28 protein-coding genes and 1 pseudogene are annotated in these 26556 nt (G+C 38.9%); 26 read left to right on the forward strand and 3 right to left on the reverse strand.

Annotation, left to right across the window (positions count from 1 at the left end; all coding sequences use genetic code 11):
• Nucleotide 1 precedes the first annotated feature (1 nt).
• From A6E04_RS05275 to A6E04_RS05320, 10 genes are all read left to right on the forward strand, one after another.
• Nucleotides 2-2857, forward strand: coding sequence for a formate dehydrogenase subunit alpha (locus tag A6E04_RS05275; protein WP_065610337.1), 2856 nt, complete (start codon nucleotides 2-4; stop codon nucleotides 2855-2857).
• Between the two features lie 11 nt (nucleotides 2858-2868).
• Complete coding sequence (gene fdh3B, locus A6E04_RS05280) at nucleotides 2869-3477, forward strand: formate dehydrogenase FDH3 subunit beta (RefSeq protein ID WP_012550128.1); 609 nt, start codon at nucleotides 2869-2871, stop codon at nucleotides 3475-3477.
• Between the two features lie 16 nt (nucleotides 3478-3493).
• Nucleotides 3494-4513 carry a formate dehydrogenase subunit gamma gene (locus A6E04_RS05285; protein ID WP_012550129.1) on the forward strand — a complete coding sequence of 340 codons (1020 nt, stop codon included), beginning with the start codon at nucleotides 3494-3496 and terminating at the stop codon, nucleotides 4511-4513.
• Nucleotides 4514-4759: 246 nt separating this feature from the next.
• Nucleotides 4760-5299 carry a GNAT family N-acetyltransferase gene (locus tag A6E04_RS05290; protein ID WP_065610966.1) on the forward strand — a complete coding sequence of 180 codons (540 nt, stop codon included), beginning with the start codon at nucleotides 4760-4762 and terminating at the stop codon, nucleotides 5297-5299.
• Nucleotides 5300-5494: 195 nt separating this feature from the next.
• Complete coding sequence (locus tag A6E04_RS05295) at nucleotides 5495-6412, forward strand: hypothetical protein (protein WP_065610339.1); 918 nt, start codon at nucleotides 5495-5497, stop codon at nucleotides 6410-6412.
• A gap of 695 nt (nucleotides 6413-7107) precedes the next feature.
• Nucleotides 7108-8556, forward strand: a complete 1449-nt coding sequence (locus tag A6E04_RS05300) for a hypothetical protein (protein WP_065610341.1) — start codon at nucleotides 7108-7110, stop codon at nucleotides 8554-8556.
• Between the two features lie 680 nt (nucleotides 8557-9236).
• The gene (locus A6E04_RS05305) at nucleotides 9237-9824 is read left to right on the forward strand and encodes a hypothetical protein (protein WP_139078758.1); all 588 of its coding nucleotides are present in this window, start codon (nucleotides 9237-9239) and stop codon (nucleotides 9822-9824) included.
• Nucleotides 9825-9964: 140 nt separating this feature from the next.
• Nucleotides 9965-10972, forward strand: a complete 1008-nt coding sequence (locus A6E04_RS05310; RefSeq protein WP_065610345.1) for a hypothetical protein — start codon at nucleotides 9965-9967, stop codon at nucleotides 10970-10972.
• Nucleotides 10973-12216: 1244 nt separating this feature from the next.
• Entirely contained in the window at nucleotides 12217-12618 is a 402-nt protein-coding gene (locus tag A6E04_RS05315; RefSeq protein WP_065610347.1) for a hypothetical protein, read from the forward strand.
• Nucleotides 12619-12647: 29 nt separating this feature from the next.
• Nucleotides 12648-13058 (forward strand): hypothetical protein, encoded by a 411-nt coding sequence (locus A6E04_RS05320; RefSeq protein WP_065610349.1) that lies wholly within the window; start codon nucleotides 12648-12650, stop codon nucleotides 13056-13058.
• Between the two features lie 273 nt (nucleotides 13059-13331).
• Here A6E04_RS05320 and A6E04_RS05325 read toward each other — a convergent pair whose 3' ends face one another.
• Both A6E04_RS05325 and A6E04_RS05330 read right to left on the reverse strand, forming a co-directional pair.
• Nucleotides 13332-13838, reverse strand: coding sequence for a GNAT family N-acetyltransferase (locus A6E04_RS05325; RefSeq protein WP_026025492.1), 507 nt, complete (start codon nucleotides 13836-13838; stop codon nucleotides 13332-13334).
• Nucleotides 13835-14107, reverse strand: coding sequence for a type II toxin-antitoxin system TacA family antitoxin (locus A6E04_RS05330; RefSeq protein WP_065610351.1), 273 nt, complete (start codon nucleotides 14105-14107; stop codon nucleotides 13835-13837). The genes A6E04_RS05325 and A6E04_RS05330 overlap by 4 nt, the downstream gene beginning before the upstream one ends.
• A gap of 217 nt (nucleotides 14108-14324) precedes the next feature.
• On the opposite strand from A6E04_RS05330, the gene A6E04_RS05335 reads away from it, so the two are divergent.
• The 11 genes and pseudogenes from A6E04_RS05335 (at nucleotide 14325) to A6E04_RS05380 (ending at nucleotide 20438) form a co-directional block, all read left to right on the forward strand.
• Nucleotides 14325-15329 carry a S66 family peptidase gene (locus A6E04_RS05335; protein WP_065610353.1) on the forward strand — a complete coding sequence of 335 codons (1005 nt, stop codon included), beginning with the start codon at nucleotides 14325-14327 and terminating at the stop codon, nucleotides 15327-15329.
• A 264-nt stretch (nucleotides 15330-15593) separates the two neighbouring features.
• A complete protein-coding gene (locus A6E04_RS05340; protein ID WP_065610355.1) occupies nucleotides 15594-15926 on the forward strand; it encodes a YnfA family protein in 333 nt (110 codons plus the stop codon).
• A gap of 21 nt (nucleotides 15927-15947) precedes the next feature.
• Nucleotides 15948-16400 carry an NUDIX hydrolase gene (locus tag A6E04_RS05345; protein ID WP_023603293.1) on the forward strand — a complete coding sequence of 151 codons (453 nt, stop codon included), beginning with the start codon at nucleotides 15948-15950 and terminating at the stop codon, nucleotides 16398-16400.
• Between the two features lie 81 nt (nucleotides 16401-16481).
• On the forward strand, nucleotides 16482-16925 hold the full coding sequence (locus A6E04_RS05350; RefSeq protein WP_065610357.1) for a GNAT family N-acetyltransferase: 444 nt from the start codon (nucleotides 16482-16484) through the stop codon (nucleotides 16923-16925).
• Nucleotides 16926-17016: 91 nt separating this feature from the next.
• Nucleotides 17017-17115: pseudogene (locus A6E04_RS21115) on the forward strand (DMT family protein); the annotation flags it as partial.
• Nucleotides 17116-17235: 120 nt separating this feature from the next.
• Nucleotides 17236-17769, forward strand: a complete 534-nt coding sequence (locus tag A6E04_RS05355) for an outer membrane beta-barrel protein (protein ID WP_241802896.1) — start codon at nucleotides 17236-17238, stop codon at nucleotides 17767-17769.
• Nucleotides 17770-17931: 162 nt separating this feature from the next.
• A complete protein-coding gene (locus A6E04_RS05360) occupies nucleotides 17932-18324 on the forward strand; it encodes a hypothetical protein (RefSeq protein WP_017022277.1) in 393 nt (130 codons plus the stop codon).
• 195 nt (nucleotides 18325-18519) lie between these two features.
• Entirely contained in the window at nucleotides 18520-18765 is a 246-nt protein-coding gene (locus tag A6E04_RS21605; protein ID WP_023603290.1) for a DUF6868 family protein, read from the forward strand.
• A 153-nt stretch (nucleotides 18766-18918) separates the two neighbouring features.
• On the forward strand, nucleotides 18919-19272 hold the full coding sequence (locus A6E04_RS05370; RefSeq protein ID WP_023603289.1) for a YbbD-related protein: 354 nt from the start codon (nucleotides 18919-18921) through the stop codon (nucleotides 19270-19272).
• Nucleotides 19273-19317: 45 nt separating this feature from the next.
• A complete protein-coding gene (locus A6E04_RS05375) occupies nucleotides 19318-20070 on the forward strand; it encodes an SDR family oxidoreductase (RefSeq protein ID WP_012550142.1) in 753 nt (250 codons plus the stop codon).
• A 173-nt stretch (nucleotides 20071-20243) separates the two neighbouring features.
• Nucleotides 20244-20438 carry a CPXCG motif-containing cysteine-rich protein gene (locus tag A6E04_RS05380; protein WP_065610360.1) on the forward strand — a complete coding sequence of 65 codons (195 nt, stop codon included), beginning with the start codon at nucleotides 20244-20246 and terminating at the stop codon, nucleotides 20436-20438.
• Between the two features lie 79 nt (nucleotides 20439-20517).
• On the opposite strand, the gene A6E04_RS05385 is transcribed toward A6E04_RS05380, so the two are convergent.
• Nucleotides 20518-21228: an SDR family NAD(P)-dependent oxidoreductase gene (locus tag A6E04_RS05385; RefSeq protein ID WP_175365413.1), complete on the reverse strand. Its 711-nt coding sequence runs from the start codon at nucleotides 21226-21228 to the stop codon at nucleotides 20518-20520.
• 238 nt (nucleotides 21229-21466) lie between these two features.
• On the opposite strand from A6E04_RS05385, the gene A6E04_RS05390 reads away from it, so the two are divergent.
• The 5 genes from A6E04_RS05390 to A6E04_RS05405 all read left to right on the forward strand — a co-directional run bounded on the left by A6E04_RS05390 (nucleotide 21467) and on the right by A6E04_RS05405 (nucleotide 25866).
• Entirely contained in the window at nucleotides 21467-22165 is a 699-nt protein-coding gene (locus A6E04_RS05390; protein ID WP_065610364.1) for an MOSC domain-containing protein, read from the forward strand.
• 300 nt (nucleotides 22166-22465) lie between these two features.
• Nucleotides 22466-22996 (forward strand): cold shock domain-containing protein, encoded by a 531-nt coding sequence (locus A6E04_RS05395; RefSeq protein WP_012550146.1) that lies wholly within the window; start codon nucleotides 22466-22468, stop codon nucleotides 22994-22996.
• A 94-nt stretch (nucleotides 22997-23090) separates the two neighbouring features.
• Nucleotides 23091-23444, forward strand: coding sequence for a YkgJ family cysteine cluster protein (locus tag A6E04_RS20910; protein ID WP_012550147.1), 354 nt, complete (start codon nucleotides 23091-23093; stop codon nucleotides 23442-23444).
• A gap of 263 nt (nucleotides 23445-23707) precedes the next feature.
• Nucleotides 23708-25129, forward strand: a complete 1422-nt coding sequence (locus A6E04_RS05400; protein ID WP_065610366.1) for a DUF3859 domain-containing protein — start codon at nucleotides 23708-23710, stop codon at nucleotides 25127-25129.
• 344 nt (nucleotides 25130-25473) lie between these two features.
• The gene (locus A6E04_RS05405) at nucleotides 25474-25866 is read left to right on the forward strand and encodes a cupin domain-containing protein (protein ID WP_065610368.1); all 393 of its coding nucleotides are present in this window, start codon (nucleotides 25474-25476) and stop codon (nucleotides 25864-25866) included.
• Nucleotides 25867-26556 lie beyond the last annotated feature (690 nt).

Here is a 26556-nt window from a genome sequence, read left to right on the forward strand (position 1 = left end):
AATGAAACTGACTAAACGTTCCGATTCGGTACAAAAACAAGAGAACCAACTGGGCATTACTCGTCGTATGTTCATGCGTACCTCAACGATTGCCGCTGGTGCAGTAGCAAGCGCAAGCATGTTTGTTCCAAGCATGATGAGAAAAGCACAAGCACAGGAAGTGCCAGTTGATGCACCAACAGAAGTGAAACGTACGATTTGTTCACACTGTTCTGTTGGTTGTGGTATCTATGCTGAAGTTCAAAATGGCGTGTGGACAGGTCAAGAACCTGCATTCGATCACCCATTTAATGCAGGCGGTCACTGTGCAAAAGGCGCAGCACTGCGTGAGCATGGTCATGGCGAACGTCGTCTAAAATACCCAATGAAGCTTGAAAATGGCAAGTGGAAAAAACTGTCATGGGATGAAGCGATCGAAGAGATTGGCAACAAAGCACTTGAGATCCGTAAAGAATCAGGTCCAGACTCAGTTTACTGGTTAGGTTCTGCGAAGCACAACAACGAACAAGCGTATTTGTACCGTAAAATGGCCTCATTATGGGGAACAAATAACGTCGATCACCAAGCGCGTATTTGTCACTCAACCACAGTAGCCGGTGTTGCAAACACATGGGGTTACGGGGCGATGACGAACTCGTTCAATGACATGCATAATTGTAAATCTATGCTATTCATTGGTTCAAACCCTGCAGAAGCTCACCCAGTAGCAATGCAACATATTCTGATCGCAAAAGAGAAGAATGGTTGTAAGATCGTTGTTGCCGACCCACGTCGCACACGTACGGCAGCAAAAGCCGATCACTATGTTTCATTGCGTCCGGGTTCAGATGTTGCCTTTATTTGGGGCGTTTTGTACCACGTTTTTGCCAACAAATGGGAAGATCAAGAATTCATTAACCAACGTGTGTTTGGCATGGATGAGATCCGCACAGAAGTTGCAAAATGGAACCCTGCTGAAGTGGAACGTGTTACTGGCGTGACAGAAGCAGAAGTATACGAAACCGCAAAACTGCTTTCAGAAAACCGTCCAGGTTGTGTTGTTTGGTGTATGGGTGGTACTCAACATACAACAGGTAACAACAACACACGTGCTTACTGTATTCTAGAACTTGCTCTTGGTAACATGGGTAAATCAGGCGGCGGTGCAAACATCTTCCGTGGTCACGATAACGTACAAGGTGCAACGGATTTAGGTGTTCTTTCAGATACGCTTCCTGGCTACTACGGTGTTGGTGAAGGCGCATGGAAACACTGGTCAAAAGTGTGGGATCTCGATTACGCATGGGTTCAAAACCGATTCGACCAAGGTAAATACAACGGCAAAACGCCAATGAACAACTTTGGTATTCCTGTATCTCGTTGGGTTGATGGTGTTTTAGAAGACAAAGCAAACATCGAGCAAAACGATAATATCCGTGCAATGTTCTACTGGGGTCACGCAGTAAACTCACAAACACGTGGTACTGAGATCAGAAAAGCAATGAGCAAGTTGGATATGATGGTAATCGTCGATCCATACCCAACCGTTGCCGCAGTAATGAATGATCGTACTGATGGCGTTTACCTTCTTCCTGCGACAACGCAGTTTGAAACGCACGGTTCAGTAACGGCATCAAACCGTTCATTCCAATGGCGTGAGCAAGTAATCCAACCGTTGTTTGAATCAAAACCCGATCACGAGATCATGTACCTACTGACTAAAAAATTAGGTTACTCAGATCAACTGTTCAAACACATCAAAATTGATGAGAACAACCAACCTGTAATCGAAGACATCACTCGCGAATTTAACCGTGGTATGTGGACAATTGGTTACACAGGTCAAAGCCCTGAGCGTATTAAAGCGCACACACAAAACTGGCACACGTTCCACAAAACAACGCTAGAAGCAGAAGGCGGCCCAGTTAATGGTGAAACCTACGGTCTTCCTTGGCCTTGTTGGGGCACGCCAGAAATGAAGCACCCAGGTACGCACATTCTTTATGATACGTCGAAACCTGTAGCGCAAGGCGGCGGTAACTTCCGTACTCGTTTTGGTGTGGAATACGAAGGTCAAAGTCTACTTGCTGAAGACAGCTACCCAGTAGGCTGTGAGATTGAAGATGGTCACCCAGAATTCACTGACAAACTGCTTAAGCAACTTGGTTGGTGGGACGATCTGACTGCCGCTGAGAAAGTCGCAGCAGAAGGCAAAAACTGGAAAACTGACTTATCTGGCGGTATTCAACGTGTTGCCATTAAACACGGTTGTATGCCATTTGGTAATGCAAAAGCACGTGCGATTGTATGGACGTTCCCTGACCGTGTTCCACAACACCGTGAGCCGTTATACACACCACGTCGTGATTTGGTTGCTGATTACCCAACATGGGATGATCGCGCGGCTAACTTCCGTATACCAACATTGTACAAAACAATTCAAGACCAAGATAAGTCAAAAGAATACCCAATTATTCTTACGACAGGTCGTCTTGTTGAGTACGAAGGTGGTGGTGAAGAAACACGTTCAAACCCTTGGCTTGCCGAGCTTCAACAAGAAATGTTTGTTGAAGTAAACCCGAAAGACGCGAATGACATTGGCTTTAAAGACGGTGACATGGTGTGGGTTGAAGGCGCTGAAAGAGGTCGTATTCACGTTAAAGCTATGGTGACACGTCGTGTGAAACCGGGCCTAGCGTTCTTACCATTCCACTTCGGCGGTAAATTCGAAGGAGAAGACTTACGTGATAAGTACCCAGAAGGTACGGTTCCATACGTTAGTGGCGAAGCTGCAAATACAGCAACCACCTATGGGTATGATCCTGTGACTCAAATGCAGGAAACGAAAGTAACACTCTGTAATATCACCAAAGCGTAAGGGGTTATAAAATGGCTAGAATGAAATTCCTATGTGACACCAAACGTTGTATTGAATGTAACGGCTGTGTCACTGCATGTAAAAACGAAAATGATGATGCACTTGAATGGGGCATCCAACGTCGTCGCGTAGTAACACTAAACGACGGTGAACCGGGTGAAACATCAATCTCTGTCGCTTGTATGCATTGTACAGACGCGCCTTGTATGGCTGTTTGTCCTGCTGATTGTTTTGAGCACACAGAAGATGGCATCGTTCGTCATAACAAAGATCTTTGTATCGGTTGTGGTTACTGCCTATTTGCTTGCCCATTTGGTGCGCCGCAGTTCCCTAAACAGGGTGCGTTTGCTGAGCGTGGCAAAATGGACAAATGTACGTTCTGTGCTGGTGGCCCAGGGGTAGAACCAGGTTCACAAGAAGAACGTGATAAATACGGCGCAAACCGTATTGCTGAAGGCAAATTACCAATGTGTGCTTCATTATGTTCAACAAAAGCACTGCTTGCTGGTGATGCAGAGAAAGTCTCTGATATCTTCCGCCAACGTGTTGTAGAACGTGGTGCGAAAGACGCAGGTTGGACAAATGGTGAAGACTTATCGTTTGATGCGACTAAGAGCTAATCCAGTGGAGAGAGTGATGTTGACACAATTAAAACGTCTTTCTCTTTCGTTATTGCTGCCATTATTGGCAGCATTAACGCTTTCATTTTCTGTGCCTAGCATGGCAAATGAAGGCACAACGAATAAGAGTGCAGAGAAAGAAATGACCCAACTTGGTGGCGCTGATTTTTGGCGTCAAGTAAGAGCGGGCGAAGAAGGCTATACAACCTCACAGTCACCAGAGCATGGTGTACTTATCAGTACGGCTGGCGAAACATGGTATGTATTGAAAGAGAAGTGGATGTCACCATTAGGTGCATTAGCTATCTTTGGTAGTTTAGCGATGGTGGCACTGGCGTATTTTACGATTGGTCCCCTAAAGTTAAGCAAACCAAAAACAGGACGTCGAATTCAGCGTTGGAGCAAAATGGACCGTGCATTGCACTGGAGCATGGCGTTCACGTTTTTAACACTGGCGTTCAGTGGATTATGTTTGGTTTATGGTAAGCACTTTTTAAAACCAGTATTACCGACCGATATTTGGGGCATGATCATTTATGCCGCGAAGCAGTACCATAACTACATGGGTCCAATTTTTGGCATCCTATTAATGACTGTTTTAGTGAAATGGTGGAGAAAATCCATTGTAAACAAGACAGACATTCAATGGTTCATGAAAATGGGCGGCATGGTTGGTAAGCATAAAGGCTCGCATCCATCAGCAGGTTTCTCAAACGGTGGTGAAAAAGCGATCTTCTGGCTTCTTATCTGGTTTGGTGCTATAGCAGCGATCAGTGGTTTTGTATTAGATTTTCCAATTTTCGGTCAATTACGCCGTGATATGGAATTGTCTAACTTGATCCATATGTTTGCAGCACTGATCTTGATTTGTGGTTTCATCTTCCACATCTACATTGGTCTGTTTGGTATGGAAGCGGGACTAGAAGGCATGGTGACAGGCGATGTTGACGAAACATGGGCTAAAGAGCATCACGATTTATGGTATGAAGAAGTAAAAGACTTACCAGAGAATCAGCCAAAAGACAAAAACAGCTAATAACGAGTTAATAATCGTATAGCGAAAATTGGTAAAACTAAAAGCCGAGCAGGGTAACTTGCTCGGCTTTTTTGTATCTAGTGATTGGGTAAAAGAGAAAGCTCACCATTTATAGTTAATATTATCAATAGATTGGGTTTTAATGAAAATGAGAAGTTAAAGGCAAAACAAAAAGAAATTACATGAAATTTACCCAGCAAATGGTATGGTGTACGCATGATGAATGATCACCTCAAAGGATGGCTTATGTTTACAGTAGAAGTTGACAGTGAATTGAAATTGGCACTTATTGAGCCCTCTTTTGCGAAAAAGTACTTTGAGATCGTCTCGAAGGAAGAAGCCTATTTATCTCAATGGCTAGCTTGGCCGTCACACGCAAAGTCTGAGGATTTCTTTCTACGCTTTGTGCGTAAATCGTTACTTGATCATGCCGAAGGTAAAGGAATGGTTTGCGCCATGATGTACCAAGGTGAGTTGGTTGGTAATGTCAGCTTCAATACAATTAATCATAATTTAAAAATGGCTGAGATTGGCTATTGGCTTAGTGAGTCTTATCAGGGTAACGGCATTATTACTCGCGCAGTCTCTAAGTTAATCGAGATTGCATTCACAGATTTACAGCTTGAAAAAATTCAAATAGCAGCAGGCGAGTACAACCTACCAAGCCGTAAGGTTTGTGAACGTTTAGGCATGACATTAGAAGGCATTATTTCTAATCGTGAAAACCTGAATGGTCGCATTATCAACCACGCTGTTTATGGTTTATCGAAGCAGCCTGTGAGCTAACCGCATAAAGCGACACGTTGTCGTATAGCATGAATGAAACGATGAATGTCGAATTGTTATGATGTTGATTTATTTCAGTTTAAGAAAAAGGCTAGTAAGCCTTAATAGAATAAGTAGCGACAAATCTGGTAGGGAACTATGAGGCATTTTGTCGTAGAAAGAGCGTTAGCAATATTAGAAGTATGGGGTCATTAGGTGAAAGAAGTAAAATTGAACAGTAGAAATATTCGTGACGCTATTTCTCGCATAGAAAAAATGGATCTCAGTAAGATCTCAAAAGAAGACCTGAGGAAAGTTCTTGGTAGCTTAATGTCTGGCTATAAAGTACAAGCACCACAGTTTGAAGCTGGATTAGATATATTTAGAGCTCGCGTATGTGAGAAGCCAGATACTGTTGGAAAGTGTAGTTATCCGCCTAAACAATATGTAAAAGAACGTGGGCGTGCCAATGATGTGAACCAATCGATATTTTACGGTTCCAACTATCGTGGTGTGCCATTGTTTGAGTTGAGGTGTGAGCCTGGAGATAAAATTGCTCTTTCTCATTGGAGAACAACGCAGCCTTTAGTTTTAAATCATATTGGCTTTACTGAAGAGACTGAAGAAAAACTAGGCTCTAAGCGAAGTTTGCCAGAAATATATAATTTTGTTAAAAGGACAAATAATTTTAACGATTTAAATGAAATGGTACATGAGTATTTAGGCTTTATGTTTTCTAAACCTCTAGATGGTGAAGAAGACCAAGCTTATTACAAACTCACTTCTACAATTTCGGACATGATGATGCAATCAGAGCACATCAACGGCTTAATGTTTCCGACAAATCAAATGTTTGGAAATGCTGAAAACATTATTCTGAAACCTGAATATGTAGAACAATCTATGGATTTTATCAGTGTGGAATACATAGAGGTCATCTCTAGAGAAGGGGCTACATACGAAATAAACTCTCTTGACTCTGCGACTCGAGAAGATGCTGGTATTTTGCAGTGGTCTGGGCGTCCACTTCAATGGACGATTGAACAACCGGGTGCTCTGTACAGGTTTGAATATCAAGCAAGCGGAATTTGGATTGCGAAAGACTTAGAAGGTAATATTCTCAACCCCTCATAGATATTGCTAACAAAGCGTTTAAGACGGATTCACAACGCTTGGCGATTTCAGTTCCAGTCAGGTTAAGTGTTTAAGGTACAATGGTTTAGGTTTTGTGGTATGCGTTGCTCACCACTTAACGCGGCGTTAGTTTACAAAAGTAGAAAAGGGATTTTATTCCGAGAGCTTGTCCGGTTATTGTGATTTGCACCTGTTGGTTTGCTAATCTCACGAACTTTCCGGTGGCACTATATGTGAAGCATTCGCGGTTGCGTAGTCACTTACTGGCTCTAACTTTTTCGTGATAGTTCTTTGGTGTGGTTTCTTTGTCTTGGTGGCTAATCTGTGAATATTGGTTTTAGTCGCACTTGGTTGTCAGGTTAGTCGAACGAATCCTTTGCCAGTAAAAATACTTCGAACTGTGGTTTTTAGCGTATGTCGCTTCTTAGCCAAGTTCGTTTTGTTAGTTGGATTTGAGTTTCCTAGTTTTCAGTTTTACATCTGCGTCCAAAGCCAGTAGTTTTGTAACCAATTCAGCACCTTGGTGCTAAACTTTGGCTGCATCATGTAGGTAACCTAACAAGGCATTTAAGACAGATTCGCAACACTCGGCGTTTTCAATTCAAGTTGAGATTTGTGATTACGGTGTAATGGTTTAGTAAGGTGGTAGCGTTGCTCACGACTTAATGCGGCGTTAGCTTAATATATGAGGTCATATGGAAGAAGTTGTAAATTTTGTGGGTTTTTTCTCTGGTGTTTCAGAGTCTCAAACGGTAAATGGTGAAGTAGTTAATTGCAATCGATTTGATGGCTTTATTCTTACTGAAGATGGTTCTCTAGTGCGCAGTGTAGAATTACCATTACATTTAGGCAATTTCTATGAAGAGGGGCTGAGCTATCATTTAACATTAGCCATAGAATCACGTGAATTTAACCCAACAGAAATTAGCAGCAAACCAGTTTTATTTTCGTTATATGAGTCGCTATGGGACTTCTTTTTTGTCGTCAAAGTTTTGAGTGTATATACGGCATCTATGGCTCATGTAAATGTGTACTCAAAGAAAAAGTTGATTTTAATTCGTGAGATTAAAAAGCGTATTAAAACAAGCTCTAATCGACTTTCCTACGCTGATCTTAAATCTGTTTTTGGTGGTGTGAGTAATAACTTTGGTGTGGTTGCCCTTCCTGTCGCTCAGGCTGACAGTATCGTTGCTAAATCAAATTCAAATGTTTTTTTCGATATTGGTATTGGGAGTCCATACAATAAAGCTACTATTGATGGTGGGGTTACGACACCGCAGCAATTAGAATTTTTCGATTGCCAGATAGATTCTACATATATTCTAACTAACCAGATTTGGCATAAGTCTTTTGAAAGAGACTGTTTTACTTTTATTACTCACTTCGATACAGACCATTACTCGTATTTGCATGGAAAAGGCAAGACCAATATTCGTGACTTTAATAGAAAACTAAATTCATTAAAATCTAATAAATTTAATAGATTAAACATAATCGAAAGGTATAATGTTTTAGCTAATTATTATGTCAAGAGTAAGATATTATCTGAATATTTTATTTTTCCTCTTAACATAGAGGCGTTTAATCAAGAATGCAAAAATACAATCTCTGATAAATATCTAACTATAGCTAATCTTCAGTTTATTTTGGAAGTAATGGATGCTTGTAAAGGATTCTACATCGTCCCTCACTCAAGTAAAAATTGTGGCTATATTAAGTTGAAGCTAGCCAATGGAGGGAGACTTCAAGGACATGCTAACTGGATTGACAATGATTCAAACAATAGTGGAATTTCATACTCTCTAAACTTGCCGAAGAAAAACTATCTTTTTACGGGAGATAAATGCTTTAAGTATTTACCTAAAATTCAAATGTCAGCAAATTATAATGCTTTAATGGCATGCCACCATGGCGCTGAGGTCATTGACAGTGCCATTCCGAAATCAGCAAGTAGGAAGGCAATAGCATGTTTCTCATTTGGTTTTAATAAAAGGTTCAAGCACCCTAGAAATAGCGCAATTCAACAAGCGTCAGAGTACAAGATTCAAGGTACTTGCAAATATCTTTATTGGTACCAAAGAGGAGTTAAGCCGACTACTGTAAAGGCGTACAAAAAAATAAGTGTTTACGTAAAATTAAGCTAACAATGCATTTAAGAGTGATTCGCAATGCTTGGCAGTTTCGCTTCGCTCAAGTATAGCCAAGCGTCGCTCACACCTTAATGCGGCGTTAGTTTACAAGAGTAGAAAAGGGGTTTTATTTCGAGAGCTTGTCTGGTTATTGTGATTTGCACCTGTCGGTTTACTAATCTCACGACCTTTCCGGTGGCACTATATGGGAAGCGTGTGCGGTTGGGTAGTCACTTACTGGCTCTAACTTTTTCGTGATAGTTCTTTGGTGTGGTTCCTTTTTCTTGGTGGCTAATCCGTGAATATTGGTTTTAGTCGCACTTGGTTGTCAGGTTAGTCGAACGAATCCTTTGTCAGTCTGAGGGCTTCAATTTTGGTTGTTTAGCGTATGTCGCTTCTTAGCCAAGTTCGTTTTGTTAGTTGGGTTTGAGTTTCGTAGTTTTCAGTTTTACTTCTGCGTCCAAAGCCAGTAGTTTTGTAACCAATTCAGCACCTTGGTGCTAAACTTTGGCTTCATCATGTAGGTAAACTAACAAGGCATTTAAGACAGATTCGCAACACTCGGCGTTTTCACTTCAAGTTGAGTTTTGTGTTTACGGTGTAATGGTTTAGTAAGGTGGTAGTGTTGCTCACTACTTAATGCGGCGTTAGTTTTTCAGTGTGTATCACGGTAGTGGAAGTGTTCAAGGGAAATAATGATGACAAATGAAGTTATTGCAAAAATTAAGCAGTTAAGAAAAGAGAAACATGAGAAGTTTGATTCTCTGCCTATCACTTTCACTGATGAAGAAGTGATCTTAGCTAAAGAGCTTGCAAAAATTGAAAATGATTTTTACCAAGGGCAAGTTGGTCTTCAAGGACCTACGAATGAATATTCGTCATTAGTTGGGATATTTGGTGAACTAGCAGCATTAAATTACCTTGAGTGCTGTGACGATTATACCGACGTAAAGTGGCTTTCTGGCGATGAGCGAGCAACTATGCTCAAAGGTTTTGTAGTATATGCCGATAGTGACATTAGCTGTCTTCACAATGGGCAACAGTGCAAAATTGAGGTTAAGAGTGCTAGAGATGGTTATGAGAATGGTATGATTTTAACTGCTCATGCACGTAAGTACGCAAACAATAACGTCAATTTTGTATTTTTTATGCTTGTCATGGAACTAGGCGGACAGTGGAAAGCTAGGATTTACAACCTTGAAAGCCCTACCAAAATATTGAAAACCCCGGTTGAGAACAACAGTTTTGGCGCTCCTTGCCATGTGGTGCCAGAAAAAAACTAACAAACAATTTAAGAGTGATTCAGCACGCTTGGTATTTTTTGTTTGGATTTAGTTCAGTGTTTATGGTGTTCAAATTAGGTTCTGTGGTCGCGTGCTTCACACCTTAATTGGGCGTTATGCAGCAGGAGGATATTTTAACTATGGCGCAACTTATTGCCTTGATTTTATTACCACTGGTCATTTCTTTTGGCCTGACTTTTGTTTTTGCATCGAAGGGAAGCAATTTTGTAGAGCGTACCCGATTTATTTTGACTCTTCATCCTGAGCTAGGGCTAATGAAACAAGGATTACTTTGGTTGGTAATTCTAGCTCCGATTCTATATTTTCTTGGAACAGGTTTTTTAGCATGGCAAGACTATGGCGTGCTTTTGAATGCTGAAGGCTTTCAAACGTTCTTACAGATTTCAGTATTGCCCTTGGCTTTACTTTCATTAGCTATTCCTTTATCCGTTCTTATTAGCCGACTACACTCAACTGAGCAATCTGCCAAGCAGATTGAAATTGTGTCGCACAAAAATAATCTAGATACTTATCGCTCACATCGGCAGGAATTGTTCTCGTACTTTGAGCAAATAGGCAAGACAGAATATCTTTCATGTATTGAAGTAAACTTTAAGGTTCATCCACGTCTGCATACAAACTTCTTCTTAGGCTCTCCAACGGAAGGGCTGCCATCCCCAAATGTAGACGCATTTAAGGATATTGAGTCTGAATTATCTACCGCTCAGTGGGGTATTGATGCAACCTTGAGAGACGTAAACAAGCAAATGACGCTTTCTTTTTACCTTAATGCTTGTAGTGCAATATTTAGGCTGTCTGAGAAACTTGGTATCCCGGAAATTTACATTGAATTAGCTGACAAGGGCGTCCTCGTACCAGAAAAAATTGAAAAACAACCTGAATTGGAATCAATCTTAACTGTCGGCACAACTACGGATGAATTGGTGGCGGCATATCGCATTGCAAGATCTTTTTATCTAAATCTGTGTGATTTTGCTTGTATCACGCCTAGTCTAGATACTCCTGAAGGCAGAAAGTATATCGATACTGGTGGTCGTTACTCCAAAGTGAATGACTATTTGTCCGTCGAGCGTTTACATGAAACTGTGATAAAAAGTGCTTTAGAAAAGTCGGGAAAAGCTGCATAACAAAGCGTTTAAGACAGATTCGCAACGCTTGGCGTTTTCGGTTTGCTTTGGGTTTTGTGTTTACGGCACAATGGTTTAAGTTAGGTGGTTAGCGTCGCTCACTACTTAACGCGGCGTTAGTTTACAAGAGTAGAACAGGGATTTTATTCCAAGAGCTTGTCTGGTTATTGTGCTTTGCACCTGTTGGTTTGTTAATCTCACGAACTTTCCGGTGGCACTATATGGGAAGCGTTCGCGGTTGGGTAGTTACTTACTGGCTAATCCGTGAATATTGGTTTTAGTCGTACTTGGTTGTCAGGTTTATCGAACGAATCCTTTGTCAGTTTGAGAGCTTCAATTTTGGTTGTTTAGCGCATGTGGCTTCTTAGCCAAGTTCGTTTTGTTAGTTGGGTTTGAGTTTCGTAGTTTTCAGTTTTACATCTGTGTCGAAAGCCAGTAGTTTTGTAACCAATTCAGCACTTTGGTGCTAAACTTTGGCTGCATCATGTAGGTAAACTAACAAGGCATTTAAGACAGATTCGCAACACTCGGCGTTTTCAATTCAAGTCGATTTTTGTGTTTACGGTGTAATGGTTTAGTAAGGTGGTAGTGTTGCTCACTACTTAATGCGGCGTTAGTTTACAAGAGTAGAACAGGGATTTTATTCCAAGAGCTTGTCTGGTTATTGTACTTTTCACCTATTGGTTTACTAATCTCACGCACTTTCCGGTGGCACTATATGTGAAGTGTTTGCGGTTGCGTAGTCACTTACGGGCTCTAACTTTTTCGTGATAGTTCTTTGGCGCGGCTTCTTTTTCTTGGTGGCTATATTGCTCATAAAATGGTTTGTCGCACTTGGTTGTCAGGTTAGTCGAACGAATCCTTTGTCAGTTTGAGAGCTTTAAATTTTGGTTGTTTAGCGTATGTTGCTTCTTAGCCAAGTTCATTTTGTAAGTTGGGTTCGAGTTTCATAGTTTTCAGTTTTACATCTACGTCCAAAGTCAGTAGTTTTATAACTAATTCAGCATCTTGGCGCTAAACTTTGGCTTCATCATGTAGGTAAACTAACAAGGCATTTAAGACAGATTCGCAACACTCGGCGTTTTCACTTCAAGTTGAGTTTTGTGTTTACGGCGTAATGCTTTAGTAAAGTGGTAGTGTTGCTCACTACTTAATGCGGCGTTAAGTGTCCGATATGCCCTAGCCATATTTATTGCAATAAAACGTCTTCTCAGTTACAGTTTTCTTTTCTCTTGGTTTTTTAAATGCTTGAAATATATACTGATTTTTGCGTAAATACATTGTTTTTTCTTTATTCGGATGTTGAGGCTGATGGTGGTCAGTCCAATCGACTTTCTGAAGATATTCAGTTGAAAGCAAGCGTAGCAGGTTTTGATTTTTGCTCATATGAGGTGAATGATAAAAATGACCTTACACATAAATTGGCTATCATCCATAAATTATGTGAGAAATATGACGTAAAACCTATTATTCACTTTAATTTTCATGGTGATCAGAATAAGGGGATATGTTTAAAGTCTGAAGAGTTTATGTCCTGGGAAGAACTTTCTATAAACCTAAAGATTATAAACAGAACTCTTGAAAACAACCTTGCCGTATTTTTACTACATGTCATGCCTCTACGGTTTTTAGTGAAAAAACCGTAGAAATTGATGATATTACGCCATTTAGCTATATGGTGGCTCCTGTTGGAAAAACTCTTTTTGAAGAAATATCAAGTGTGATGGAGCCTTTTTATAATAAGTTACTTTCTAATTTATGTTTAGAAGAAGCGTGCAGCCATTTGAATAGTAATTACTTTTTCTATCACTCTGAAAGAATTTTTGCCGAAATAATGGTGAACTACATTAAAGAAAACTGTGTTGGTCCTTCGAAGAAAGAGAACATAAGAAGATATGTTGAAAATGTATTCACAGGGCCATATGAGCGAAGTGAGGAGAACAAGAAAATTGTGAAAGATGAGGCAAATAAAACATTCACGCCAGATCAAGATTATTTTAAAAAGTATCAAGAACTATTTTTGGCTGGTAAAGGTTGCTCATTTAGTATTATAGACATCTGGGACGAGGTTAGGTCTTCCACTTAACAAACGACTATGGTGTCAATAACTAAGTTTTAGCGTGGTTTTTATCCCACATGACAGCACCTCGTATCATTGAATTATTTTTCTAACACAGGCAATAATAGCGAGTTTTTTGGGCTTCCCTTCAAGGCTGAGGCTTTTTATTACTAATACTTCCAAGCTCTGGGAGATTAGTTATTGGTGTGTTCAAGCTTCTATTATGATGAAATGTGGATAGGATCTTGGTTGAGAATGGGCGAGGGAGAAGTCCTACAGTCTCGTTAACTGCTTCTTGGTTTAAATTAATTCACCGATACTGGCTCTAATGTCTGCAATTGTAATAAATAGTTTGTTATCAGCGTCTTTGAATGCGGTAAAACCGTATTTTTCATAGAAATACTCAGCGCCATCTTTTGCATCAACAATGACAACAGGGAAGGCGACTGTTTCACTTGTCATTAATAGCTTTCTAAGTGCATCAATCAAAAGCCATTCACCGAAACCTTGACCTTTGTATCTATGGTCAACGGCTAAGCGAGCAATCAAACCACCAGAAGTTACACTGTGATGTTTCTTTTGTAATTTAGGAGGTAAATCCTGAATATCAATGGGTATCATTGTTAATGTGTAATAACCAATAATGTGCTCAGGACATTGTTTATCTTCAAGAACAAAGGTACGAGTATTGTCTTTCTTAGCTTGTTGGCTTGCCATAACTTTCAAGTAATTATTGAGTGCGGTAATGCCACAATCAAAACGGTTTCGGTCATGTTTAGCTTTTTCTAATTGGACAGTATTCATTATTGAGTTTTATCCATATAACGTGAAGCGGCTTTTTGTAACTTGCTATTTGGTTTGGCTGGTTGGTCTAACGCAGTCATTAAACTCATAGCATCTTGCTGGCTTAGTTGTAGGGCTCGTTCACGTTCCATAATAGTTTTTGCTTTTTCTACAGCCGCACTAAGCACAAATGAATTAATGCTAGACATACCGGCAATGGCCGCAGCTTGAGACAGTAGTTCTTGTGTATCAATATCTACACGTGCTGTAATACGGGGTAATGCAGTAGCCATAATAATCTCCATTCAGTGTCAAAGTGGCACAAGTGAATTGTAGTTTAATTATTATACGCTGACAAGTGCTGTGTCATTTTGGCACACGGTTAATAATCTAGTGTGTTCAATCTTCTATTATGATGAAATGTGGATAGGATCTTGGTTGAGAATGGGTGAGGGAGGAATCCTACAACCTCGTTAGTTTACTTAATCCAATTATGGAGGATTAAATTAAGTGTTATATCCAAAGGCTTTAATTGGTGGTGACAAAATCGGTTTTTTCTCACCGTCATCACCTGCAACGGTGTTTGCAGAAATTCGATTTGAACGAGCCAAAGCTTACCTAAAATCAAAAGGTTTTGAACTTGTTGCTGGCTCTTTAACTGGAAAAACAGATTCTTATCGTTCAGGGTCGATTCAAGAGCGTGCGAATGAGTTAAATGAACTTATTCGTGACCCAAGTGTTCGTTGTATTATGTCTACGATTGGTGGAAATAATAGCAATGCACTATTGCCATATATTGATTATGAAGCCCTACGTAATGACCCTAAAATAATTATAGGCTACTCAGATGTGACCGCATTACTAATGGGGATTTATGCCCAGACAGGGTTAATTACATTTTATGGCCCTGCTTTAGTTGCTTCCTTTGGAGAGTTTCCACCGCTAGTTGATGATACGTTTGATTCATTCATCGAGATACTGTCGTCAACTTCGAGTATGTATTCTTATGTTATGCCAAAAGAATGGACAGATGTTCGTATTAACTGGGATACGCAAGACACAAGCAAGCCTACCTACTCAAATGAATGGGAGTTTATCGGTAGGGGGATTGTTCAAGGTCGCATTGTAGGTGGTAACTTAAATACAATAGCTGGTATATGGGGAAGCCCGTATATGCCAACGATCCAGCAAGGTGATATTTTATTTATTGAAGATTCATTAAAAGGTATTGAAACGGTAGAGTGCTCTTTTTCTCATTTACTTGCTTGCGGTGTTTTTGACAAAGTAGGGGCTATTATATTGGGTAAGCATGAGCTATTTGATGACAAGGGGACAGACCGAACACCACTTGATGTACTTCTTGAGGTGTTGAATGGCAAGGACATCCCAATCTTTTATGGTTTCGATAGCTGCCATACTCATCCTATGCTCGTTACGCCATTAGGCATTCAAGGGAGAATCGACTTTGATAATGATAGGTTTACCCTTGAAGAGAGGTGGGCATCAGCAAACTAACAAGCGTTTAAGACAGATTCGTAACACTCGGTATTTTAGTTATCTTCTTAACATCCTTTTTAAATTGCGTTGAGTATTCTAGGTTATACATTTGTCACTTTGCCTTCAGTGAGATCAGAAAACATCTCATCTATAGAGCTGGCTTCTTCGGCGTTCTAGGGTTCTTTGAATTTACCGTATTAAATGGTAGATTTAGGCTTAATCTACATGGTAGCAAACGTGTTATGAAGGCGTTGTTCGGTTGCAGAAAAAATAGGAGTTTAAATGCTAGAAATCAAAACAGTAGGGCTTTTCTTTGTAACCGCTATTGCAGAAATATTGGGCTGCTACTTGCCTTACCTTTGGTTAAAAGAAGATAAATCTATCTGGTTATTAGTGCCTGCAGCTTTCTGTCTTGCTCTATTTGTATGGTTATTGTCTTTACATCCGACAGCTGCTGGTAGGGTTTATGCCGCTTACGGTGGTGTCTATATTTTTGTCGCAATTTTATGGTTGTGGGTCGTAGATGGCATTCGTCCTAGCTTATGGGATATTGTAGGTGCTTCAGTCGCGATACTAGGAATGGCAATCATAATGTTCGCCCCAAGAACCACATAACAATAATTCAAGAGGGTAATTATGATCCCATTAAATACATCAATTGTGTCAGGCGTGGCATTATCTAAAATTGATGGCGAAGAAAAAATTCTACTCATGAAAAGAGTAAAAGGTGGCTTTTGGTGTCATGTCGCAGGCTCAATTGAAGAAGAGGAAACCGGCATTGATGCCATCGTTCGTGAGTTCAAGGAAGAGACTCAAATTGAAGTGTCAAACCTATTCAATGCTCAGTTTCTAGAACAATTTTATGAAGCTAGCGTTAATGTCATTCAGCTTATCCCTGTTTTCGTTGTAATGTGCCCACCAGAGCAAGAGGTGGTTCTAAATGAAGAGCATACAGAATATAAGTGGTGTAGTTTAGAAGAAGCACTAGAGTTGGCCCCATTTCCAAATCAACACGCAGTGTTTAAGCATGTATGGTCGTATTTTGTAGAAAAGCCAGTCAATGCGCTTTATCGAGTAGATGTCGGCTAGCAAACAATTTAAGAGCGATTTTCAGTGGATGGTATTTTTCATTCCGTATGGCTCTTTCTCATTAAAAATGGAGTTCTTTATATGGAAGTGGTAAAAGTAAAACTTGGTGAGCTAGGAGTTGTTAGCCCGCTGTTTGATGCATATCGTGTGTTTTATGGACAAAAGAGTAACTCAGAATTAGCTTTTGATTTCTTATCTCAAAGAGTTAAAAATGAAGAGTCAGTCATATTTTTAGCATTAAATGAGAGTGGTGAAGGCATGGGTTTTACTCAACTTTATCACGGCTTCTCATCAGTATCAGCGGCTAGAGTATGGGTATTAAATGATTTGTATGTTGCACCTGAGTTTAGGAATAATGGCGTAGCAAAACAGTTAATGAATGCAGCAAAAGAGTTGGCTTTAGTGGATAACGTGAAAGGGTTATCGTTAGAGACAGCAGAAGATAATATAAACGCTCAGAAGCTTTATGAATCTCTAGGCTATGTTAGAGAATTAGGAACGTATCATTACTTCTTGAAGCTATAGGCATCAATGTAAGCATTGACTTTGATAATCAAATCTTTAAATTAAAAAATTCTTGGTTATCAGCAGTATAACTAAATGCAGCAATATTTTCATGACCTTTGCATGATACGCCCACTTAAAAGAACTCAATAATAAACCGTGGATAATTACGGCCTTAATCCGTTGGGGTATCGCCTTGTTTGAATACATACCTTACGATAAGTGAAGTATTAATTTAGCATATTCTTACGAGAACCCGTCTGGATATGCTATATCTTCGTTTTTGGTCGATAAGTACACTGCGGCTTCAATTTTTGTATGGAATAAAACAGTGTATAAAATACTCCCATTGCTTGTAACCGTATGTTCATTTTCAACATTTGCAGAAGAAACAAATACGCCATATCAAGATGTATATGTTGCGGCAGGTTATTCCTCACATGAAATATCAGATAAAACTGGTGATGCGTTTGATGGGTATTTTGGCGCTAGAAACATCTATGCGAACTCTTTTTTCGTTGGTGGCGAAGTTGAAGGGAAAATAATTAAAAATTCATCGCTTAAAGATTCAACTGGCTTTAAAGAGAAGTATGCATTTTCAGCAAATATTCCTTTAGGGAAGAGATTTGAGTTGTCTGATGCTATCGATCTTGATGCCTATGGGTTAATCGGCTATTCAATGTTAAAGACAGAACCATCAATGGATGACTCCTCGTACGGCTTCAAATACGGTGCAGGGGTGGATCTTAATATGACGGATTGGTTTATTGGTGTTCGTTACACTACTGTCGATTTACATTCTGATGTGGATCAAAAAGACATTTCATTACTCGTTGGCTATAAACTTCATTCACTGTTTAATTAATACAATTATTGAGTTGTGCTGAAAATGCAGTAGTGGCATCAAGAAAGCTCGTTATTTGTTTACCGAGCTTTTCTCGTTTTAATGCAATAAATTAAAATCAATTTTTACAATAATAAATGCATTGTATTGGTGTCTGTTTTCGTTCTAGCTGGGGGCTTCATTATGTGGAAATTATGGTTTTGGATTGAGTTGTTTTTTGTCGTATTTTCAATGGTATATTCAATTAAAAATGGCGACGACTTCAGTGCCTTACCCTCTTTTATGATTGGGGTACTGGCTGCTTCCTATGGTTATGCATATCAAAAAGCGATTTGGGAGCGTGGGGTATGGAAAGTACTATTTATTTTTCAGGTATGTATGACATTTCCTTTGTTGATGCTTACTTTTTACAGCATGAGTTTTGTTGATACTCATTTTATATCAAATTGGTTAATTGCTATTGGTTTTATGATGTTTTTAGTTTTGCTTATTCTTCCAACCTATAAATATGGATATTGTTCCAATGAGTTATGGAGAAATGCACAAATCAAAGAGGATGAAAATCAAGGTAGATGAATCGTTACCTGATGATTTATTATTACCAATGATCCGAATTGAATAATAATGCTGTTCGGATTTTTTGTATAAAGCATAAAATTATTTACTATACTTGGCATTCTCAGTTTGCCGAGTATTTCTCGTTTTAAATCGTCAATCTTAGGTATAGTAGTAAGTCTGTTATGTAGGGTTAAACATAAGGATAATTAATTTATGACTAACATTAATGACATCACCGTATTTTTTGGTTGGTGCTCCGTAATAAATATGGGGTTTTTAGTTTTTGCTGTGTTATTTCTTACTTTATTTAACGATTTTATTATTAACGTCCACAGTAAAATACTTGGCATCTCTTCATCAGAACTTCCTTCATTGTATTTTAAATATTTGGCTAACTATAAAATTGGAATTCTAATCTTTAATCTAGTGCCATACATCGCTTTAAAATTAATGGTTTAAAACGAAATTTAACCATAAATACATCAACATAATTTACAACCCTCGGTCGTGTTAACTTACCGAGTACTTCTGTTTTTTTAGTGTCAATGTTAGGCATGTTTGAATAGGTGTAAGTGCGTAATATACAGGTCAGTTGTCATTGGAGAAATAGTATTGAAAAAGTTTGTATGGCTTATTGCCTTTCTCATTGTAGGGTGCAGTGATGTTATGGATAATTATTATCCGACCTACCAAGATGCGTTGGAAAATAAGCTTTTCACTCGGGGTTGGCTACCCAAGATTTTGCCTGAATCAACGAGAAAAATTGAGGTAAGTAATGATCTTGACCTTAATACATCGGTTGGTCGCTTTGTTATCGATAAACAAGATCGCGATGCTTTTATATCGCAGCTTACTCTTGTGGACATCAAAAAAAATCGCTTTGAATATTATTCCGGCCAAAGTGTTTGGGCATTTAATATGGAAGACAATGGCGTTGTTCGTTATACGTTGTCAGTTAATAGATAATGTTCTCGCTAACATTACGTACATTCAGAATATAAGGACAGATTGATGAGTACTCCAAAAGTGGCGGTTATTACCGGTGGTGGTCGAGGCATTGGTGCAGCAACCTCACTACTTTTTTCAAGAGAAGGCTATGCGGTGTGTATCAACTATAAATCGAACGCAGTCGCCGCGAATAAATTAGCTAAAACAATAATCGCAGAAGGCGGGAAGTGCATTACGGTTCAAGCGGATGTGTCTTGCGAAGAAGAGGTCACTCGACTATTTTCTACGGTTGATAGTGAATTAGGTACGCTATCTGTTCTTGTTAATAATGCCGGTATTTTGAAAACGCAATCACGCTTAGAAGACATGACAGCTGATCGGATCAACGCCATACTTACAAATAATGTCACGAGCTATTTTTTATGTTGTAGAGAAGCGGTCAAGCGTATGTCTACTCGACATGGTGGTTTAGGGGGTGTGATTGTTAATGTGTCTTCTGGTGCCGCACGGTCGGGCTCTCCCAATGAGTATATCGATTATGCCGCGTCAAAAGGTGCGATTGATACTTTAACGAAAGGGTTGTCTTTGGAAGTTGCAGCAGAAGGCATTCGAGTTAATTGTGTTCGCCCGGGGTTAATTCATACCGATATGCATGCCGATGGCGGAGAGCCAGAGCGAATAGCAAGGTTGAAGAGTGTGATTCCGCTACAAAGAGGGGGGGAACCAGAAGAAGTTGCCGAAGCCATTTATTGGTTAGCCTCAGAGAAATCGTCATTTTCTACAGGGAATTACTTAGATTTAGCTGGCGGCTTGTAAAATACCCACATCAATCACTGCTATTTATTACGCTCGGTACCTTAGGGGCGAGCGTTTTTGTTTTAAAGATATTGATGATCGTTTTATATCATATCGACAAATTCATTGATTCGATTATTTTGAATTGTCCTCTAAACTTAGTAGAAGATACGATGATGATTTAAAGAGGCGCTATGGAGTTTTTACACGAAGAAACAATACTTTGCCCTTACTGTAATGAATCCATTGTGATTCTGGTTGATCAAGAAGATCTTGATCAAGAGTATATTGATGATTGCAGCGTTTGTTGTCGACCGATTCGAATTCAAGTGACCACTAACGACAATGACGAATTAGTGGTAACGGTATGCGATGAGAATGAAGCGTAAGTTAATTGAATAACAATCAGTTAACGGTGATTATTTTCATTGTCTATTCTATCTGATGTTCTCTACCAAATTGAAATAATTACTTTTCTAAATCAATGGTTTTACAACGTATAGAGAGTGTCGACATACTGGCACTTGGCGACAAGTTGCGTATAAAATCGATGGCTTTAGTTAAATCTTGAGTTTCGATTTTTAGGTTGTTCATAATACGGCCATCGTTGGTCATGTCAGTATCGACAACGCTTGGGCATAAACAACATACCTTTATATTAAAGGGAAGAAGTTCGTGATAAAGCGATTGGCTATAACTCACAATAGCGGCTTTTGTGGCAGAATACGCGGCGATCTTTGGTACGGGTTCTAAACCTGCGGTTGATCCAATATTATAAATCTCACCATAGCCTTGTTGTTTCATTTTTTCGATAACCAAATTACAGGCCGTAATCGTAGAAAGTATATTTACGTTTATTAATTCAGAAAGCTGCTTTAGCGTTAAGTTCGTGTGTCCTGCCATGAGAACACCTGCGCTGTTTACCATTACATCGATAGAGCTATGCTCAGCAATGATTGAAGAGATGGCAGATTCAACGTCTGCGGGGTTATTAAAATCGACGCTGATGGTTTCGATACAACTCGACGGGTAGTGGGCTTCTAACTCTAATTTTGTGGCATTGAGGTTGTCTTTATTTAATGAGACTAAAATAAGTGAATAACCTTGCTGAGCAAAGTAGTGAGAAATCGCTTTTCCTATACCTCGACTTGCTCCCGTAATTAGTGCAAATTTAGACATAACCATCTCCTTGTTGAATGCGTTTTTTGCACCATATCATTTTCTTCTATTTTATAAAAGAGACAATATCTCTCTGGTATTTATTGGTTTTCTCTTTACTTTTAGCACAAACATAACAAATGAATTAACTCGATATTATATATTTAGCCTTTCAGGTTTGAAGTACCATTGGTTTCGATTGTAAGCGTGCTATACGATTACGTCGAACAATATCCAGTAAGCAAGTGAGGCTAGTGAAATGAAAAAGAACTATCTTAATAGAATTTACCGTGGAAAAGTGGAACATCGTTATGGCTTTGATACCGCAATAAATAAATCTCCAATTGAGAAGAGCTTATATCTTTTTCTTGAAGGATTAGACGGTGATCAATGCGCAGATTCTCACCACCACGGTGGAGTAGAGCGTGCCTTGCATCAATATCCTTTAGAGCATTATGTTTACTGGAAAGAAAAATATGGGGGTGATATTCATTGGGGGGCTCCTGGAATGGGTGAGAACTTGAGCTCAGAAGGAATGACTGAAGAGACGGTTTGCTTGGGAGATCGCTACCAATGGGGCGACGCCATTATAGAAGTTAGCCAACCTCGTTCTCCGTGTTTTAAATTGAATAAACGTTGGGAAGTCGAGAATTTCTCTGTTGATATGCAAGAGATAAGTCGTTGTGGTTGGTTATATCGTGTCATTCAACCGGGAATGGTTAGCGCAGATGAACCTTTGGAATTGATTGAACGAGTTCCTAATGCAATGACATTACGTGAAGTCTGTGACGTATTTTTTGGTGATCCGCTTAACAATGAGGGTCTGCTTAAGTTAAAACAACAAAGCAAGCTGTCAGACAGTTGGATGATGAAAGTAATAGCGCGCATTGAGACAAATGAAGTAGAGAATTGGAACTTCAGGTTACTCGGTCATGCTGGTGTTAAAACGACAAAATAACAACACTTAAATACGTATCGAATAGAAACACATTAACTGAATGTGTTTCGTTCGGTATGTTTGACATTTATTCCAAGCAATTTAATTGGTTGGTTATTACTTTGGGTAGTATCTTTAGCCTATATCTCACTTTTTTATTTATCCATCGCTCCGTCTTTGCGTAATTTTCAGCAGAAATTAATATCGGTGACGGTGAAATCATACTTCCCCTGATTCTTTATTGTTTGAAGTGATAATATTTCGGTTTTATTGCCTATTAAAGGGTTATGGAATATATACGTTGTTGGGGAAGGTAGTGGTATGGAAGGTCAAGTTGTTCGTTGGATTGATAATAAAGGGTTTGGTTTTATTCGGGGGAATGATCCCGATAATGATAATGAAGTATTTGCTCATATTTCACAGTTTAAAAAAGGATACCGCAGGCCAAGGGTAGGTGATGAAGTTGTCTTTTTAATTGGTTATGAGGATGGTAAAAAAGTAGCCAACACCATTTCGTTGATAAACGTTAAACCCTTGAAGGTCACTAATGCGACAGCAGTAAGGCTAAGCAAAGTGATTACCTTATTTTTTATCTTCACTCTATTTTTTCTTTATCTCTTTTTTATTACTTGGGAAGTCACTCCATTTTATTCACCGCCTTCTTATGATGAATCGGAAGCGCCAATAAGAGTACGTCAAAACACGGGTTTTAGGTGTGAAGGAAAAACCCGTTGTACTCAAATGAATTCATGCGATGAAGCGAAGTTCTATCTTCGTTATTGTCCAAACGTTAAGATTGATGGAGATGATGATGGAACGCCTTGTGAGCGACAGTTTTGTGGGGCGTGGTAGAGTTACATACTGTTAATTTAAATATCCTCCTCAACTTCCAGTGAATTAGGTATGGCGTTATAATAAAGGTGGATTGAACAAAAGTTAGGTATGTATGAACAATAACCGAGAAATAATCGCGAGTTTGCGTGAGCGCATTCCAACGTTTGAATGTACGCCAGGATGTCACGATTGCTGTGGGCCTGTGACGACGTCTTCGGAAGAAATGTCGCGTTTGCCAGTGAAAAGTGATGCAGAGCATGAGGCGGCATTAAATGAATTTGATTGCGTTCATTTGGGGCCTAAGGGGTGTACTGTATACGAAGAAAGACCGTTAATATGCCGGCTTTTTGGTACAACACCAAACATGCCGTGTCCAAATAGCTGCCGACCTAAAGAGATGATTGACTCGAAAACCGAACGTCAGATCCATCATTACATCGCAAATACACGACAAGTGTTGGTGTAAAAGACGTCGTTGTTAACGTATGTTCTCGTCATAATCAGTAATACTCTAGAATCAATATTATTTATTACACTCGGTCGTCTTTGATTACCGAGTGTTTTTCGTTTTATCTGATTGGTTTTTAATAAATCTAGTTCACTTTTACTGAATGCTTAGGCAATTTAACTGAATTTTACAATATGATGGGTCTAACCTAGACGCTTGTTTTTAAACATTTTATATTAGTAAGTTAAACTATAATAAAGTGACAATAAGGATCATTAAAAATGAAGATGTCGACGTTAACATTGGGCTTTCTTAGTCTTGGTTTTTTGAATACGTTTAGCTATGCGAGTCAGCCAGTATTAATAAGTGATGTTGACTTTAATGATCCTCAGTTTTCTCTTTGTGTTGAGAAACAGAACCAACCAGTATTAGAGAAAATCAAAGCATTAAATTGTAATCGTATGGGGATTCATTCCGTCGATGAAATTCAATTCATGCCTGCTTTGAAAGTGATTTTATTGTCGAATAATCAAATTGAAACGATTGATACGTCTGCTGTTGTTAATTTAGAACGATTGGTCATTGAGGGTAATCAACTATCGTCGCTTGATCTCTCTTCAAATCAACATCTTAATTTCATTAATGTGCGTAATAATCAATTGAAAACGTTAGATCTCAGTCAACAATCGCAGTTAATTAAAATAAAAGCGGATTACAATCAACTGAGTGAGATTGATTTTGGTTCGAGTGAGGCGTTAGTTGCTGTTGAGGTGAATAATAATCAATTAACTCGTATTGATGTATCTCAATTAACGAAATTAAAAGAAGTGATTGCGTTTAATAATCCGCTGACTGACATAATATTGCCAAGTACGAATGAGCTTGAATTACTGTCTGTTGAAGGAACCCCTTACGCTAAAAATCAAACTGGTACGTTAGTCGGGAAAGGGATATCAAATATAGAATCACCACGAGTGAGTATTATTGAGGGAGGTCTGATTTCTAAAAATGATGATAAATATGACATGTTTGCCTCTCAGTTAGTGACTCCGTCGGTTGGGCAATATATTGGTATCCGTTACGCCGTAGAACCGCCAATACAAGATAATGATAAAGCAGCAGATCCACACTCAAAAATGCGAGTGAAATTCCCTATCACAGTGCGTATGACACACCCTGAAATTATCGATCCTAAAACGGGTAAACGTTCTACGGTGTCTAGTTGGACGGATACTATGTTTAAGCATAATAATAATTTGGCGATGTGGTATTTCGGTGATAAATCGGAGTTGGTGTCAGGCCGTTGGACGCTAGAAATTTTGTATGCTGGTTCTGTTCTTGCGAAACGCTCATTTGAAGTCGCGAATCTTGATGAGCTTGCGGCTGAGAAAAAACGAGAGTTGGAATCGCGTAAAGAGCTACTAAAGGTAGTCCTTACCATGAATAAAACGCTGTGTGGAGGAACGAAATTTCGTCGTTGTATGGAATTTTCCTCGACCGACCACTGTGAAGTAAATATCGAGCCTTATAAAAAACGTTGTATGTCTATTGCTTTTGATAAAGCGAAAAAACAGGCTGAAAAAGGAACATCTAAAGATATAATTAGAATGGTATTTAGTCATTATACTGCCTGTGTAGGATCCAGTTATATACAAGAATCAAAGCTAGATGCGAAAAAAGTAGGCTTATGTTTTCGCCAATGATTCGATATAAATAATAGTAAAGAAATGCTTTAAAATTCAAAGCGGAGTAGAGTGATCTACTCCGCTTTTTTTATTAAACTTTACCTTTACGAGGTTTTTTGTTGTTTAATTTGACCATAAGTCACCGCTAAGACTATGATTTTTTGTGTATTAGTATTGAGAGTTTAAATTGCAATTACTGTTTGTTTTGTAATAATGTTTTACGTTTATACTGGCTTGTTACGTCTCAGAATGTAGCTAGAATCAATGGCATACCAGCGAGGTATACCCACCGTGGTTTTAATTGATATAACGATGTGTTGTGTTGAAGGTGGACATTAAACAAATATAACGAGAATTATTTAATGACGACATTAACTGAGAAACCAGGCATTACTCTTATTAAATCAGGTAGCCTTAAATTAAACGACCTTAGCCAATTATTAAATGTATCGGGCTTAAAAAGCGATATGGCTGAAGTTGCAGTCACGAATAATACTAACTCACTAACGATGGGTCATTTCACAATGTCTCCAGGGGTTGAATTTGAATATGTTTATGACTCTGTAGAATATAAAGTGATCACGAAAGGGAAGATTGTTGTTCGTGACATCGAAGGGAATAAATACGTTGCTGAAGTTGGTGATGTAATTTTATTCTCGCCTGATGTAACGGTTATTTTTGATGCAGAAAGTGACGGTGAAGCTATTTATACAGCGCACCGTGCAGCCGCCGCTGATTTCGTTCCTGCTAAATAATAAAGAGACGAATTCAATCGTAAAGCCTGTATTTATGCAGGCTTTTTTTATTTACATCAAATTAGAATAATGAGATTTGAGCGGAATGATGTTCGTTGATTTCCAGTGGCGATCTCACATGCTGATAGTAGTCGACCCAAACGGTGTTACTTCTAGGGAATTCTCTCTTTAAAGACTTCTTAGCCTGTTTTTTTGTACTTTCAGTGTTACCGATAAACGAGGCGTTCTTAAATCCGTTTTCTAGTATTTGATAGTGTGTCGCATCGATACAGTAAATGATAAATCCACGATCTTTTTTGTAGGTGTTAAATTGAACGGCTTCTTGTGGTCGCAATTCTCGGAGTTGTTTGTCTATGAGTGGAATGATTTGAGAGATATGAACCATGGTGTGGAATCCGATAGAGTAGATAAAATGTGTGATTAATCGATTATTATTTGTTGTGGCTTATTTTTCTTTTCTATTGCTTATTTCGGCTATGTATTTTTTCGTAAATAAAAAATTTATTATCTAGAATCGAATTTTTTATCATTCGAGAACCTGTGATTATTAACATAACTTAGCACTCTGTTTTTCTTCAATACCCAAAGAGTATATTACTTATTTTTTAATTGGTAATTTAAAGTGTAGATTATCAATCATATTAATCTGAATATAAATTAATGAAACGATAGTGTAGGGTATTTTTTCTG

The organism is Aliivibrio logei (assembly GCF_001691055.1).
GTDB lineage: Bacteria > Pseudomonadota > Gammaproteobacteria > Enterobacterales > Vibrionaceae > Aliivibrio > Aliivibrio salmonicida.